Annotated in this window: 14 protein-coding genes; 8 read left to right on the top strand and 6 right to left on the bottom strand. The window is 36.9% G+C overall.

What is annotated here, in order from left to right; translation table 11 throughout:
- Positions 1-19: 19 nt before the first annotated feature.
- Entirely contained in the window at positions 20-622 is a 603-nt protein-coding gene (locus ACVFVN_RS10950) for a MarC family protein (protein ID WP_165136889.1), read from the top strand.
- 11 nt (positions 623-633) lie between these two features.
- Positions 634-828: a hypothetical protein gene (locus ACVFVN_RS10955; protein WP_165136886.1), complete on the top strand. Its 195-nt coding sequence runs from the start codon at positions 634-636 to the stop codon at positions 826-828.
- Between the two features lie 66 nt (positions 829-894).
- On the opposite strand, the gene ACVFVN_RS10960 is transcribed toward ACVFVN_RS10955, so the two are convergent.
- The gene (locus ACVFVN_RS10960) at positions 895-2,568 is read right to left on the bottom strand and encodes a glutamine--tRNA ligase/YqeY domain fusion protein (protein WP_456235279.1); all 1,674 of its coding nucleotides are present in this window, start codon (positions 2,566-2,568) and stop codon (positions 895-897) included.
- Between the two features lie 326 nt (positions 2,569-2,894).
- Here ACVFVN_RS10960 and ACVFVN_RS10965 point away from each other — a divergent pair, with 326 nt between their 5' ends.
- From ACVFVN_RS10965 to ACVFVN_RS10985, 5 genes are all read left to right on the top strand, one after another.
- The gene (locus tag ACVFVN_RS10965) at positions 2,895-3,572 is read left to right on the top strand and encodes a response regulator transcription factor (RefSeq protein WP_165136880.1); all 678 of its coding nucleotides are present in this window, start codon (positions 2,895-2,897) and stop codon (positions 3,570-3,572) included.
- Positions 3,573-3,635: 63 nt separating this feature from the next.
- Entirely contained in the window at positions 3,636-4,673 is a 1,038-nt protein-coding gene (locus ACVFVN_RS10970; RefSeq protein WP_165136877.1) for a sensor histidine kinase, read from the top strand.
- A 177-nt stretch (positions 4,674-4,850) separates the two neighbouring features.
- Positions 4,851-5,423 (top strand): IS1096 element passenger TnpR family protein, encoded by a 573-nt coding sequence (locus ACVFVN_RS10975; protein WP_456235280.1) that lies wholly within the window; start codon positions 4,851-4,853, stop codon positions 5,421-5,423.
- A 142-nt stretch (positions 5,424-5,565) separates the two neighbouring features.
- Positions 5,566-6,153, top strand: a complete 588-nt coding sequence (locus tag ACVFVN_RS10980) for an alpha-amylase family glycosyl hydrolase (RefSeq protein ID WP_456235281.1) — start codon at positions 5,566-5,568, stop codon at positions 6,151-6,153.
- A gap of 18 nt (positions 6,154-6,171) precedes the next feature.
- Positions 6,172-6,840 carry an alpha-glucosidase C-terminal domain-containing protein gene (locus ACVFVN_RS10985; RefSeq protein ID WP_456235282.1) on the top strand — a complete coding sequence of 223 codons (669 nt, stop codon included), beginning with the start codon at positions 6,172-6,174 and terminating at the stop codon, positions 6,838-6,840.
- Between the two features lie 32 nt (positions 6,841-6,872).
- Here ACVFVN_RS10985 and ACVFVN_RS10990 read toward each other — a convergent pair whose 3' ends face one another.
- Complete coding sequence (locus tag ACVFVN_RS10990) at positions 6,873-7,829, bottom strand: hypothetical protein (protein WP_456235283.1); 957 nt, start codon at positions 7,827-7,829, stop codon at positions 6,873-6,875.
- A gap of 83 nt (positions 7,830-7,912) precedes the next feature.
- Here ACVFVN_RS10990 and ACVFVN_RS10995 point away from each other — a divergent pair, with 83 nt between their 5' ends.
- On the top strand, positions 7,913-8,278 hold the full coding sequence (locus ACVFVN_RS10995) for a hypothetical protein (RefSeq protein WP_456235284.1): 366 nt from the start codon (positions 7,913-7,915) through the stop codon (positions 8,276-8,278).
- 50 nt (positions 8,279-8,328) lie between these two features.
- Here ACVFVN_RS10995 and ACVFVN_RS11000 read toward each other — a convergent pair whose 3' ends face one another.
- From ACVFVN_RS11000 to ACVFVN_RS11015, 4 genes are all read right to left on the bottom strand, one after another.
- Positions 8,329-9,216 (bottom strand): pirin family protein, encoded by an 888-nt coding sequence (locus tag ACVFVN_RS11000; protein WP_456235285.1) that lies wholly within the window; start codon positions 9,214-9,216, stop codon positions 8,329-8,331.
- 261 nt (positions 9,217-9,477) lie between these two features.
- Entirely contained in the window at positions 9,478-10,926 is a 1,449-nt protein-coding gene (locus tag ACVFVN_RS11005) for a TolC family protein (protein WP_456235286.1), read from the bottom strand.
- Positions 10,916-14,044: an efflux RND transporter permease subunit gene (locus tag ACVFVN_RS11010; protein WP_165136856.1), complete on the bottom strand. Its 3,129-nt coding sequence runs from the start codon at positions 14,042-14,044 to the stop codon at positions 10,916-10,918. Before ACVFVN_RS11010 ends, ACVFVN_RS11005 begins: the two co-directional genes overlap by 11 nt.
- A gap of 24 nt (positions 14,045-14,068) precedes the next feature.
- Positions 14,069-15,151: an efflux RND transporter periplasmic adaptor subunit gene (locus tag ACVFVN_RS11015; RefSeq protein ID WP_456235287.1), complete on the bottom strand. Its 1,083-nt coding sequence runs from the start codon at positions 15,149-15,151 to the stop codon at positions 14,069-14,071.
- Positions 15,152-15,165 lie beyond the last annotated feature (14 nt).

The raw sequence follows: 15,165 nt of genomic DNA on the forward strand, positions 1-15,165 counted from the left end.
AAAATTAAATAATATATCTGTGGAATTTTTCGAACATATCTCTTGGAAAGAAACATTCACTTGTTTCATGGTTTTGTTTGCTGTAATCGATATTATCGGTTCTGTACCAATTATCGTATCGCTTCGTCAAAAGTTTGGCCGTATTGAATCTGAAAAGGCTGCCATCGTTGCTGGCTTGCTAATGATAGCTTTCCTTTTTATAGGAAAAGAGATTTTGAAATTTATTGGTGTTGACCTCAACTCGTTTGCGATTGCTGGGGCATTTGTCATCTTTATCATCGCAATAGAAATGATTTTGGGTATCGAAATCCAAAAATCCTCACAAGCCAATGCCGCATCGATTGTGCCAATTGCTTTTCCTCTGGTTGCCGGCGCTGGTACCTTGACAACAACGCTATCTTTAAAAGCAGAATTCCATGAAATCAATATTATTTTAGGAATTATTCTTAATACAATTTTGGTGTATATCGTCTTGAGAATTGCCCCATGGATTGAGAAAAAAATGGGTGAAGGTTCTTTACAGATTTTACAAAAAGTTTTCGGAATTATCCTTTTAGCAATCTCTATTAAATTATTTACTGCTAACTTTGCACAATTAGTTCAGAATTACGTACAATTTTAAAATAAAATATTATGCAGATTTTTTATAAAATATTCTTAGTCTTATTCGTAGTGTTTATCGGGATTAACATCTATGGAATCAATTGGAATGTGGGCATGTTGGAGGACGAAAATTCTAAGTTTATGTTTTCTATTGCTGCTTCTATTATCGGTATTATCGTTATTTACATTATGAGTACTTGGCAAAAAGTTGGTGCTAAGAAATAGTTTTAAACATTAAATTCGATTTTAAAGAAAATAAAAAAGGTTCTCCATATTGAGAACCTTTTCTTGTTATTGTGGTTTGAAACTATCTTTAAGTGTAACCGTTCTGTTGAATATCAAATTGTCATCTGTCGATAATTTGTCTTTAATAAAATATCCAATTCTTTGAAACTGAAAATGATCTTCCAAACTTGCGTTTTTAAGGCTTGGCTCAGCAAATCCTTTTTTAACAACCAAAGATTCTGGATTTACAAAATCTAAGAAATCCACGTCTTTTTCGGCGTCTGGCTGCTCTGTAGTGAACAACTTGTCGTAGATATTAACATCAATCGGCAACGCATGCTTTGCAGAAACCCAGTGCAGTGTACCTTTCACTTTTCTTTGGCTAGCTTCTGTACCGCTTCCAGAACGACTGTCTTCGTCATAAGTTGCAAATATGGTTGTGATATTTCCGTCAGCATCTTTTTCAACGCGTGATGCTTTGATGATGTAAGCCGCTTTCAGACGAACTTCGTTACCTAGGCTTAATCTAAAGAATTTCTTTGGCGCTTCTTCCATAAAGTCTTCTCTTTCGATATACAACTCTCTAGAAAACGGAATTTGTCTAGAACCTGCATTTTCATCTTCTGGATTATTTTCAGTTTCTAGGAATTCTTCTTTATCTTCAGGATAATTTTCGATGATTAGTTTAACGGGATCGACAACAGCCATCACACGAGTAGCTATTTTATTAAGATCTTCTCTTACGAAAAATTCTAGCAATTGGATCTCGATTAGATTTTCACGTTTTGCCACACCTACTCTATCGATAAAGTTACGAATCGCTTTCGCGGTATAACCTTTTCTACGAAGTCCCGAGATGGTTGGCATTCTTGGATCGTCCCAACCTGTGGTAACCCCTTCAGCAACCAATCGTTGTAATTTACGTTTTGAAGTAATCATGTAAGACACATTCATACGAGCGAATTCGCGTTGTTTTGGCGCTACTTTTCCTGGGTCATAAACTTGCTCCAAATACCATTCGTAAAGCGGTCGGTGATTTTCGAATTCTAATGAACATAAAGAATGCGAAACTTGTTCTAAATAATCGCTCTCACCATGCGCCCAGTCGTACATTGGATAGATTTTCCAAGTATCGCCAGTGCGGTGATGTGGGCGTTTCAGAATACGGTACATAACAGGATCACGCATGTTCATATTAGGTGATTTCATGTCGATTTTTGCACGAAGACTCATGGTACCTTCCTCGAACTCCCCGTTTTTCATACGCTCAAAAAGATCCAAACTTTCTTCGATTGGACGATTTCTGAAAGGCGAATCGATACCATCTTCGAAAGGATTTTTTCTTTGGGCCGTAATATCTTCTGAGGATTGCTCATCAACATAAGCTTTTCCTTCTTTAATCAAAGTAACAGCCCAATCATACAATTGCTGGAAGTAGTCGGACGCGTAACGCTCTTCCGCCCAGTTGAAGCCAAGCCATTTCACATCTTCTCTGATAGAATCTACGAATTCTTGTTCTTCTTTTTCTGGATTGGTATCATCAAACCTCAAATTAACTGGTGCGCCGTAACGCTCTCCAAGACCAAAATTGATACAAATAGCTTTCGTATGACCAATATGAAGATAACCGTTAGGCTCTGGCGGAAAACGGAATCGCAATTTGTCCTTTCCCAAACCATTAGCCAAATCATCTTCAATAATTTGTTCTAAAAAGTTAAGTGATTTTTTTTCTTCTTCCATAAAATTGTATAATGAGTCGACAAATTTACGACTTTAGAGTTAAATTCTACAATTTGTCTTTTGGTAAAATTGTATTTTGCAAAGGCCTTTGTCCTATTATTCCAATCTTAAAAATGCAGAGCTTTCAAAATATTTTAGTAATATTAACAACAAGACTTTGTTTGTAACTAAAATTTGTATTATTTTAAATTTAAAAATATTATTTAAGTTTGAGTTAATAAGAATTTAACACTTGACGTAACAAACCTGCATTGATATTAATTTTATGTAAACTACTTAAAATTCCATTCAATTTTTATTAATTTTGAGAAACATAAAATCTAAAAATGAATCGTAAAAAAATCCTTTTGGTTGACGATGAACAGGACATTCTAGAAATGTTATCCTATAACTTAGAAAAAGAAGGTTACCTAGTCCACACCGCATCCAATGGGCAAGAAGGCATTAGCAAAGCTAAAGAAATTGTTCCGGATCTTATTCTTCTCGATGTGATGATGCCTGAGAAAGACGGTATCGAAACCTGTCAAGAAATGCGCCAAATAAAAGAATTACAAAAGACTTTAATTGTTTTCTTATCTGCCAGAAGCGAAGAGTTTTCGCAACTCGCTGGATACCAAGCCGGTGCTAACGACTATATTGTTAAAGTAATAAAACCTAAAGTTTTGGTATCGAAAGTCGCTGCCCTTCTACAACTGGGCGCAAAAGCTAATGAAAACACCAATTATATTGCATTAGGCGATCTCATTATTGATAAAGATAATTTTAAAGTTAGCAAAGGTCAGGAAGAGTTTTTACTCCCAAAAAAAGAGTTCGATCTTTTATTTTTATTGGCATCAAATACGGACAAAGTTTTCAAAAGAGAAGAAATTTTGGAAAAAGTCTGGGGTAACGATGTTATTGTCGGCGAGCGCACTATCGATGTTCACATCCGACGACTTCGCGAAAAGCTAGGTATCAACAGCATACAAACCCTAAAAGGTATAGGATACAAATTGGTTGTTTAAGATTTTCAAACGAAAATCTTTTTTTTATAAATTTATCTTATGTATTCTACGCCGAAAAAAAACTTGAAAATAAATTGGGTATCCGCCTTAGCTTCCTTCGTTTTGGTAGCGGTTATTGGCATTGTTGTTATTATTTTCCAAACCAAAACCCACGACCAATATTTCAAAACACGAGATTTTAACATCTTCATTATTTTCACGCTGACTTTAATATTGGTACTTAATTATTATATCCTTGAATTTTTATTTAATTATAATAGTAAAAAACAAATTAGACGGATAAAAAAAATACTTCCTGACAATATTGTTTTGGATCACGAACCCGATTTGAGCTTACGAGAGCTAGGAGAACGTGTCTCTTTGATGAGTTCCAAAAACGATGTAGAAATGGATATGATGAAGGAAATGGAACATTTCCGAAAAGAATATGTCGGCAATGTTTCTCATGAACTGAAAACGCCCTTATTCTCCATACAAGGTTATGTAGCGACCTTGTTGGACGGCGGTGTGGAAGACCTTAACGTACGCGACAAATACCTCCAACGCATCGAAAACTCAGTCGAAAGGTTGCTCAACATTGTCCAGGATTTGGATATGATTAACCGCTTTGAAGCGGGACAAATTGAATTAAATTTAACCTCTTTTGACATCAATGCATTAATAGAAGAAGTTTTTGACCTTCTCGATTTGGAAGCCGACCGTCACCAAATGAAGTTGGAATTGCAAACGACGCAGAAGAAACTAATGGTCCACGCCGACAAAAACAAAATATCGCAAGTCTTTACCAACCTTATTTCCAATGCTATAAAATACGCCAACCGCGAAGGCGCCCACATCAACGTAACCACCAAGGAAGAAGCCATGCATGTCGTTATCATCGTTGAAGACAACGGAATGGGAATAAGACCTGAAAATCTTGCCAGAATTTTTGAACGTTTTTATCGCGTAGAATCTAGTAGAAATCGCAAAGACGGCGGATCCGGACTAGGACTTGCCATTGTGAAACACATTCTGGAAGCCCATCACCAAAACATTACTGTAGAAAGCGCTTATCTAAGTGGTACAAAATTTAAGTTCAGATTAGAAAAAATTGCTTTGTAATTTAGAAAAAAATATTAGTTTTATCGCAACAAAAAAGTACAAATAAAAACACTGAATTGGGGCTAAAAGGTAATAAAATATTTTTTCAAAAAATTCTTTTTTTGGGTTTTTATCCTTTCTCAATTGTTTTATATTTGCAGCAAAATTAATGTAAAAGTAGTTTTAGAGAAGAAGAAAATGGTTTACAAAATTAGAGTTATTCTAGACGCCAAAGAAAGCATCTTTAGAGACATCGAAATCAAAGACAAACAAACTTTATGGAATTTGCATTTGGGCATCAAAAGTGCCTTTAGTCTTCCTGGAGATGAACTTTCTAGTTTTTATTTTTCTGATGAAGATTGGTCAGAAGGGCGTGCTGTACCGCTAGAAGATATGAGCGATGACGGCGATGGAGAAATTATGTCTGACGTATATGTTAACGAAGGCTTTTCGCAAAAAGGTGACAAGATGAGATTCCAGTACGGATTCTTAGATCTTTGGGAGTTTTTCTGCGAATTGGTCGATGTTATTGACGAAAAACCAGCTGTTAATTATCCTATTACCGCTTATCGTTTCGGAAATGTCCCATTGAAAGCGCCGAGCAAAAATGCGGCTGGAAGCAGTTCCAAAAAATCGACAATGCCACTTATGGATGATGATTTTGGATTCGATGATGATTTCAAATCTGTTGATTTTGATGATGACGATTTTGACGACGAAGAGGAAGAAGAAGGCTACAATGATGATGTCTTCGATGATGATGAAGATTAAAAATTAGTAAAACGATACTGTTAAAAAAGCCTGATACGACATCAGGCTTTTTTAATTTTGTTTATTTTTGATATTAGAAGATTTTATTACTAACATCATTAGCCTCCTTGCTATCTCGTGTACAACCCAAACTAGAAAACCCATGGCGCAACCACCAGACTGGAAACATATTACCAATATCTACGAAATCAATATACGGCAATATTCTAAAGAAGGAACTTTAAAAGTGGTGGAAAAAGATCTTCCGCGTCTCAAAGCTATGGGCGTTACAACAATTTGGTTGATGCCCATTACGCCGATTGCGCAACAAAACAAAAAAGGAAGTCTTGGAAGTCCTTATGCGGCACAAGATTACACCAGCATCAATCCAGAATTCGGGAACTTACAGGATTTCAAAGACATTGTAAACAAAGCGCATTCTTTAGGATTAAATGTTATCATAGATTGGGTTGCCAATCATACAGGTTGGGACCACAATTGGACCAAGACCAATCCAGAATTTTACCTAAAAGATCGCGATGGAAAATTCCATATTGCCGAAGGCATGGACGATATCATCGAACTGGATTATAGCAATCCCAAAATGCGCCAAGCCATGATTGATGCCATGACCTTTTGGGTTAAAGAAACCAATATCGACGGCTTCCGCTGCGATCTTGCCAATTGGGTAAAAGTTGACTTTTGGCAACAAGCCAGACTAGAGGTTGAAAAAATAAAACCTTTGTTTTGACTAGGCGAATTCGATGAGTTGGATTCTCCAGAATATGGAAAAATTTTTGACGCTAGTTATTCCTGGAAATGGATGCACCTAACCAAAGATTTTTATCAAAAAAAGGCATCCCTTCAGGATCTTAAAAATCTTCTTCAACATTATTCTAACATCGGAGATCAATCGATGAGAGCTTGGTTCACGACCAATCACGAGGAAAATACTTGGAACGGCACCGAATATGAAAAATATGGCAATCTCGCTCCTGCGCTAGCTGTTTTTTCTGTCACTTGGAATGGCGTTCCTTTATTGTATAATGGGCAAGAACTTCCCATGAAAACCAAACGTCTTGCATTTTTTGAGAAAGATCCAATTCCTTGGGACGGTCAAAATCAGTTAGATGATTTTTATAAAACTTTATTGACTTTAAAATCCGAAAACTCTGCTTTACGGGGTGGTGATTCTAACGCTACCACCCATTGGATAGAAACTTCTGCAGACGACAAAGTCATGGCTTATCTTCGAAAAAATGGCGATAGAAAAGTTGTAGTATTTTTAAATATGTCTGATAATGATGTTGACTTTAACATCCACTCAAAAGATGTGGAAGGTCAATATATAAATGTTTTTAAAAAAACTCAGCAAAAATTAATGGACGATAGCAGATTTACGCTAAAAGCTTATGATTACTTGGTTTTTGAGAAATAGTTTTATTTATATAAAATTAAAAAACAAAAAAACTATCGCGTCAACTTGTTAAGGTCGATAAGAAGATAATTGATATTTTGGTTAATAGTTCTTGTTGCCGATTGCATCTGGTTAAGCATCGCCGCACGATTGTTAAGCGCCTCGCTGTCGTACTTTCCGCCGTCGTTAAAGATCGGAGAATTGTTGGCCGCATCAACATCTCCATCGAATTGGTACGTAATCCAGCGTTGCTTCATATTCTGTATAATTGAATGTTCATTAATATTCGAAAATTTTTTCTCTGTATACATATACCAAATAAATGGCGGAAAATTCCGCGACTGTAGTTTCTCCTGCCAAATATCACGAAGGATGTTTCGAGCATGGATAAACTCGACTTTCTTACCTTTCGGATTGAGTAAAGCAAGACCAAAACCCGCACCAATAAGACCTCCACCAATATCCACGGCTTTGTCCCAGCCATCACTTTTTATAAATCCGCCAGCGATAGAACCCAGTGCTCCCACAGCGATGGAATATACAATCATCTTGTTATTTTTCTTGCTATTAAGGCTACTCACATAGTTTGCCATTTGCGAAACACGTTCGCCTTCGCAGTCAAATTCGGCAGCGACAGCATCTACTTCACTTAGCGCTAAAGTAATTCTGCCATCTATTTTATCCTTAATTTTCATGATTTTAAGTTGTGACTCGATGCTTGTATCTTTTTTCAATTCTAAAATATTTTCAACATCCTCAAGTGAGTTTAAGGCATTAAGAATCAAAATACTTTGTTGGTTAAAAATAGACCTAAGGTATTGTTTTTCATTAAGTAACGAATCTGCATTAACATGAAGATTAACCTTCTCGTAGTCATAATTGGTTGGCGCCTTACAATAACTATCGCGAAGGGTAATGATATTGGCGTTAATATTTTTAGTCTTTTGCGTCGTACAAGAGTTACACGCAACAATGACAAAAGCTAGTAATAATGCGTAATTTTTCATCATAAATGTATTCTTACACAAATTATAAAAAGATTTTGAATTTGTATTAAAAAAAAGATTAATTTTAATTATCAAAAACAACTGCTATGGGAAATATTATCGTAGGACTTATGTCCCAACAGAATGATTTTCAAAATCTTAAAAATGCATTAGAACAATCTGGATTTGGAGATTCGGATTACATTATTTACAAAAGTAATGAAGGAAGGGACAACTTTTGGGCAAGCTTTGCAGCTGATAATGATACGCAAAAATCTAAAGGAGAAGAAATTTTAAAACAATACAATGCCATAAAATCATATTTCTTTCAAAATATAAACATCGAAGAGGCCAAATCGTTTGATGTTTTAAAAAAAGAAATCGAAATTATCGCAAAATCAGAAATTCGTTCTAGCCCAGAAATTAGGCACCACCACTCAAGTGATGGATTAAACTCTGAAGTTAAATTTTAAAATAAAAAGCTGCTCAAAAAAGGCAGCTTTTTATATTTGGGGTAATACATCTATTTCAAAGATGATGCTGGCAACGGCACAAACTCCGTTTCTCCAGGAACTTTCGGGAACTTTTGATCCTTCCAGTCATGTTTAGCCTGTTCAATAATATCTTTGCTAGAGCTCACAAAATTCCAATGTATATAACGTTCTTCAGGAAAAGCCTCGCCTCCAAAAATATAAACCGTCGTATGTGGTGCCATCTCAAATGCACAGAGTTTCGTATCTTTTGCTATCAAAATTTGCTTTGGATCGTAAACATTTCCGTCATTCTTAATTTGTCCCTCCAAAATATAAAGTGCACTTTCACCATAAAGATGTTCTCCAATTTTTAATTCTTTAGTTTCGTTAGAATCATTAATGATTTCAATAAAATACAAAGGACTGTGGACAGGCACTGGAGATTCTTTATGAAAAGCTTTGCCAGCAATCAGTTTTATTTTTAGACCATCTTCTTCCCAAGTTGGGATGTCCTTCGCTTCGATGTGGTGAAAACTAGGCTCTGACTGTTCCAAATCTTTTGGCAAGGCAACCCAAATTTGCAATCCATGAAGTTTTTTATCGGTATGACGGAGATATTCTGGAGTTCTTTCCGAATGTACAACACCTTTGCCAGCCGTCATCCAATTGACTGCGCCAGGCTGTATTTCCACTGCCGAACCGATGCTGTCACGATGAAAAATAGAACCTTCGAAAAGGTAAGTTAGCGTGGACAATCCGATATGTGGATGTGGTGGAACATCAAGATTTTGATAATCTTTCAGCTCGGCTGGTCCCATGTGATCGATGAAAACAAAAGGTCCAACAGATCGTTTTTCGATAAAAGGCAGAAGCCTACCAACCATGAAGTTTCCAATATCTGCAGCTCTTTCTGGGACAATAATTCCAATATTTGACATAATCTATTTTGATTTAAATTAAACAAAAATACAACTCCATCAGGAAGTATTTATAAATTCATTGAAAAATAAAACTTCGATTTTAATGTTTTAAAGTTCTAAAATTTTAATGATTAAATAACGACTTAAATTCGGTTTAAAAATTATTTAACACTTCAAAAATACGCGAGTTATTGCATTAAAATATTGATGTATGCTAAAAAAATTAAATGTCTAAAAATAAAAAGCCTAGTCTCTCGACTAGGCTCCCCAAATCACATATTAATATTCTAACTTTCCGCCTAAGGCTTTGAAAAGAAGAACATTATTCTTGGTATTCTGGAAATGAAACTCCAACAAGTCCAATTCCGCATTGAGTTTACTTTTTTGAGAACTAATTAATTCCATATAATTAGCATAACCTGTAAGATACAAGTCATTTGACACTTCTATCGCATTATCAAGATGCTTAACCTCATCGGCTTTTAATTTCAAAACTTTTTGGAAAATTTCCGTTTGTTTCAAAATAGCTTGCAGCTCATTATAAGCTGTTGTCACACTTTTTTGATAGCTGATAAAAGCGATTTCCTGTTCTTTATTTGCCACATTAAAATCGTGTTTTAATTGACCTTTATTGAAAATAGGCACCATAAAACCACCCAACAATTGCCCAGCAAGAGAACTTGGTTTAAAAAAAGTTTCCGCCGAAAAAGAATTAAATCCTAGGCCCCCACTCAAATCCAGTTTTGGATAAAAAGCCGCTCGTGCTGCTTTGGCATCCGCTTGTGACGCTTCCAAAACATAATAGGTAGCGATAACATCGGGTCTAGAATGGATAACCGTATTAACATCAATAGCACGATTAAGAAGTTCCATATTGGTTGAAAGCAGTTTTACACCGCGTTTCACTTCGCCACCGTACCGTCCTGTTAATGTCGTGATCGCCTGTTCTACTGCAACTATTTCGGCTTTTATATGTTCAATCTCTGCAAGCCAATTGTTATTTTGCGCTCGGAATTGTTGCACTGCCAATTCTGTAGCTTTTCCGACTTCGCGTTGTGCAGAGACAATTTCGTAAGCACGCTGCTGAAGTCTATAATTTTCCTGATAAATCTTCAATTTGACATCCAAAGAAACCAATTGATAATAAAGATTGGCAATATCCGTAAACAACTCTAGCTGAATTAGTTTGAGTCCTTCGGATGACGCTAAATATCTTTTTTGTGCCGCTAGTTTTTGATTTTTAAGTTTTCCCCAAGCATCGATTTCCCACGAAGAGCGCGCACCCAACCAATAATTGGGTGTTATATCACGATTGATTTTTTGATTATCAGCAACATTTGGCGACAAGTTGGTGTCGTAATTTCCGACTCCTTCCATCGTATATTTTCCGTAATGATCGCCACTTACTATTGCGCCAATTTCCAAAGAAGGCAACAAGGACATCTTGGATCTTTGTAAAAAACTATTAGCAATTTCCACACGCTGTTGCGCCATTTGGAAACCCGGATTAGCTTTCGCAACCTCATCAAAAAGATTTAACAATTCGGGATCTTTAAAATAAGATCGCAGCCCAACTTGTTCATTAACATTAAGTGGAATCGAATTTTCACTAATCTGCGCAGGTATATCTTTGGCCTTTTTCAGAGGTGTAACTTGCGGTGTAGCACAAGACACCAGAAAAAAAGTTGCAATCCCTAATGTTATATATTTTAATTGTTTATTGTACATGTTGTTTCTTTTTTCGTTCTTTCTTTTGTTCAAGTGTTGCAAAGAAGATGTAAAGACCAGGAATAATTACCAATCCGAAAATAGTCCCAATCAACATGCCTCCCGCTGCGGCCGTACCAATCGAGCGGTTACCAATGGCGCCTGCCCCAGAAGCTATCACCAACGGAATAAGTCCCGCAATAAACGCAAATGAGGTCATCAAAATTGGACGGAGACGTTGACGCGCTCCTTCTATAGCTGCTGGAATAATGTCATAACCTTCTTTGTTACGCTGTATCGCAAACTCAACAATCAAAATGGCATTTTTCGCAAGGAGACCGATAAGCATGACAAGTGCTACTTGAGCATAAATATTATTTTCTAAACCAACCAACATCAAAGCGATGTAAGAACCAAAAATCCCTGTTGGCAAACTTAACAGAACTGGCAAAGGCAATAAGAAGCTTTCGTATTGTGCCGCTAAAAGCAAGTACACGAATATTAAACAAATGATAAAAATATAAAAGGTTTGATTTCCTGATAAAATTTCTTCTCTAGTCATCCCCGACCATTCGATATCAAAACCTCTCGGCAAGCTTTCTTTCGCAATTCTCTCCACTGCAGCGATGGCATCGCCAGAACTATAACCAGGTGCTGGTTCTCCATTAATCATAGCAGACATATACATATTATATCGCGTCAAAACCTCGGGACCATATACTTTTTCGATGTTAATAAATGTTGAAAATGGCACCATTTCGCCAGCATCATTTTTAACGAAAAGTTGCAAAATACTTTCTGGCGTATCTCTTTGATCTGGACTCGCCTGTACCATCACTTTATACATTTGACTAAATCGAATAAAATTGGTCGCGTAATAAGAGCCCAATAAAGTCTGCAAAGTTGACATAGCATTATCAACCGAAACACCTTTTTTCGCGGCCATATCATAATCCATTGTAATTAAATACTGCGGAAAAGTAGCATCAAAACTTGTAAAGTTATTCTGTAGCTCAGGCGCTTCATTCAGTTTTTTAACAAAGTCTTTGGTGATTTTATCAGTATTGCTGATACTTCCACCCGACTTATCCAAAAGACGAAGTTCGAAACCACTCGTGTTACCAAATCCAGGAACTGTTGGCGGCGCGAAAACTTCAATTTGCGCGTCTGAGATATCTTTCGTTTTTGCTGATAATTCAGCGATAAGCTCGTCAACAGAAATGTTTCGTTCTTTCCAATCCTTAAGGTTAATCATTGCCATACCGTAGCTAGAGCCAGCAATTTCAGTAACAATACTATAACCAGCCAAAGTCGTCACGTTTTCGACACCATCAATTTTTTTAGCAATCGTTGTAATTTCGTCCAAAACTTTTTCGGTACGCTCAACAGTGGCACCTTGTGGTGTCGTAACATTGACATAAGCCATCCCTTGATCTTCCATTGGAATAAATCCAGATGGTAAAAAACGTGCGGTAATGACCATTAATCCAATAAATAAAAACAGCATTCCGAACGTAACTGTTGTTCTTGTCGCAAATTTGGATAAAAGATTGGTGTAGCCATTGGTTAATTTTTCAAAAGCTATATTGAATTTGGTAAAGAATCTGTCAACTGCATTTTTCTTTTTATCATGCTTATGCGGTTTAAGAATAATGGCACACAAGGCTGGCGTTAGAGTTAACGCATTAACGCCTGAAATCACAATACTAATCGCTAAGGTCAAAGAGAATTGTCGATAAAATACTCCCACGGGACCATCCAAAAAGGCAACTGGAATAAACACCGCGGACATTACAATGGTTATCGCAATAACTGCTCCAGCAATTTCCTTTGTCGCTTCTATTGTCGCATGAAGTGGCGCCATGCCTTCCTCCATTTTTACGTGAACCGCCTCTACCACAACAATCGCATTATCAACGACAATTCCGATGGCTAATACTAAAGCAAATAAAGTCAAAAGATTAATCGAGAAATCTAACATTTGCATAAAAGCGAAAGTCCCGATAAGGGCAACAGGTACGGCAAGCACAGGAATTAAAGTGGAACGCCAATCTTGTAAGAAAATGAAAACCACAATTCCTACAAGGATAAAGGCTTCTATTAATGTAATTAAAACCGCACTAATCGACGCATCCAAAAATCTCGACACATCATAAGCCATATTAAACTCCATACCTGGCGGGAAAGAGGTCTCTTTGAGTTCCGCCATTTTGTCTTTCACATTTTTAATAACTTCGGAAGCATTAGAACCTGGACGTTGTTTCATCATAATAGAAGCCGAAGGTCGACCATCTGTTTTGGAAACCATTCCGTAGTTCATCGCGCCAAATTCTACTTCAGCAATATCTTTTAGTTTTAAAATCGTACCGTTAGCATCCGAGCGAATCGGAATTTGTTGATACTGTTCAGGCTCAAAAAATTTCCCTGTGTATTTGATAACATATTGCAATTGACTCGTGGTTTTACCAGAAGTTTCACCAACTTTACCTGGTGCCGCAGAGATGTTTTGTTTTTGCAAAGCTTTAACAACATCTTCTGCAGAAACTTTGTACGCCGTCATCTTTTGAGGATCTAGCCAAATTCTCATCGAGTATTCTTTCTGCCCCATAATTTCGGCACGCCCAACACCATCAATACGTTTTAATTCCTGTAAAACATTAATATCCGTAAAGTTGTAAATAAATTGCTCGTCCTGACTATCGTCTGTGGAAGTGATGTTAAGATACATCAACATACTGTTAACTTCTTTTTCTGTGGTAACGCCGGCACGAATAACTTCTTCGGGAAGTTCGTCCAAAATGGTCGTCACACGGTTTTGTACGTTAACTGCCGCTACATCGGGGTCGACACCAACTTCAAAAAAAACCTGAATTAATGTTAAACCATCATTAGAAGTTACTGTGGACATATACGTCATGCCCGGCACACCGTTGATCGCACGTTCCAAAGGTAAAGCCACCGCATTGGCAGATACTTCGGCATTAGCCCCTGTATATTTTGCCGTTACCGTAACGGAAGGCGGAACAATATCCGGAAATTGTGTAATCGGTAATTGTAGTAATGCCAAAAGCCCCATCAACACAATAACTATCGAAATTACCAACGAAAGAACCTTTCGTCTAATAAACATTTCTACCATAATCTTATTTTTTTAGAATGTTTATTAAGATTTAATACGGATTGTTTGACCATCACGCAAAGACTGTGTCCCTTCCAGAACAATTCTGTCGCCAGACTTCAGGCCACCATCAATCATGTAAGAATCCCGGAATGTATTGCCAATGGTGATGTTTTTCATCTTGACTTTATTCTGTTGATCCACTACAAAAACATAGACTTTATCCTGAATAGAAAATGTTGCTTTTTGGGGAATAATAATGGCGTTTGGTTGGTAATCAGACAGTACAAGTTTACCCGAAGTCCCGTGTTTTATCAAATGATCTGGGTTGGGGAAATCCACTTTGTAACGGATAGATCCTGTAGCTTGGTCGATCTCGCCTTCGGCAGTTTTAAGAACACCATTAAAATCATATTTAGCGCCATTTGGAAGAACCAGTTCGATTTTGTTGGCGTTGTTAAGTTTATCTGTTTTTTGAAATTCAAAATAAAGGTTTTCGGGAATCGAAAAATAAGCATAAATCTGATCCAGGTATGATAAAGTCGTTAGCAAAGACCCATTCTCTACCAAGCTTCCTTCTTTAAAAGGAATTACATCGATAACGCCATCAAAAGGTGCGCGGATATTGGTAAAACTCAGCTTTTGCAAAACAGATTTGCGTTCGGCATCTGCATAAGCACGTTTGGCTTGCGCTGCACTAAGTTTGGCTTTCATCATATCCAACTCATTTTTAGCAACGAAATTTTTGTTGAATAACGACTGTAATTGGCTTACCTCCACTTCGGCAATTCTGACATCGGCTTGAGCTTGCTTCAAGCTTGCATCTGCTTTTAATAAATCGATCTGAAGCTCGGAATCATTAATCTTAAACAACAATTGTCCTTGCTTAACAAACTGACCTTCGTGCGCGTAGATTTGTTGCATAAGTCCCGACATACGCGAGTGGATTTCGATATTTTTTTTCGCTTGGATATCTGTGACGAACTGATTGCTCACCAAAGTATCTTTTTCTTTAACAAGCAAGACGGGTACAGTTTTAACATCGTCTTTTTTGGTGGTGTTTTCTTTATTACAAGACACGACGGAACATAGCGCAACAAGCCCTACAATCCAATATTTAATTTGCATGGAAATTTTAATTA

The sequence above is a fragment of the Soonwooa purpurea genome (assembly GCF_053891095.1).

Bases quoted from the DNA above. Each gene is read 5' to 3' on its own strand.
- ACVFVN_RS10955 (WP_165136886.1), top strand. From the start codon at position 634: ATGCAGATTTTTTATAAAATATTCTTAGTCTTATTCGTAGTGTTTATC.
- ACVFVN_RS10960 (WP_456235279.1), bottom strand. From the start codon at position 2,568: ATGGAAGAAGAAAAAAAATCACTTAACTTTTTAGAACAAATTATTGAA.
- ACVFVN_RS10965 (WP_165136880.1), top strand. From the start codon at position 2,895: ATGAATCGTAAAAAAATCCTTTTGGTTGACGATGAACAGGACATTCTA.
- ACVFVN_RS10975 (WP_456235280.1), top strand. From the start codon at position 4,851: ATGGTTTACAAAATTAGAGTTATTCTAGACGCCAAAGAAAGCATCTTT.
- ACVFVN_RS10980 (WP_456235281.1), top strand. From the start codon at position 5,566: ATGGCGCAACCACCAGACTGGAAACATATTACCAATATCTACGAAATC.
- ACVFVN_RS10990 (WP_456235283.1), bottom strand. From the start codon at position 7,829: ATGATGAAAAATTACGCATTATTACTAGCTTTTGTCATTGTTGCGTGT.
- ACVFVN_RS10995 (WP_456235284.1), top strand. From the start codon at position 7,913: ATGGGAAATATTATCGTAGGACTTATGTCCCAACAGAATGATTTTCAA.
- ACVFVN_RS11000 (WP_456235285.1), bottom strand. From the start codon at position 9,216: ATGTCAAATATTGGAATTATTGTCCCAGAAAGAGCTGCAGATATTGGA.
- ACVFVN_RS11005 (WP_456235286.1), bottom strand. From the start codon at position 10,926: ATGTACAATAAACAATTAAAATATATAACATTAGGGATTGCAACTTTT.
- ACVFVN_RS11010 (WP_165136856.1), bottom strand. From the start codon at position 14,044: ATGGTAGAAATGTTTATTAGACGAAAGGTTCTTTCGTTGGTAATTTCG.
- ACVFVN_RS11015 (WP_456235287.1), bottom strand. From the start codon at position 15,151: ATGCAAATTAAATATTGGATTGTAGGGCTTGTTGCGCTATGTTCCGTC.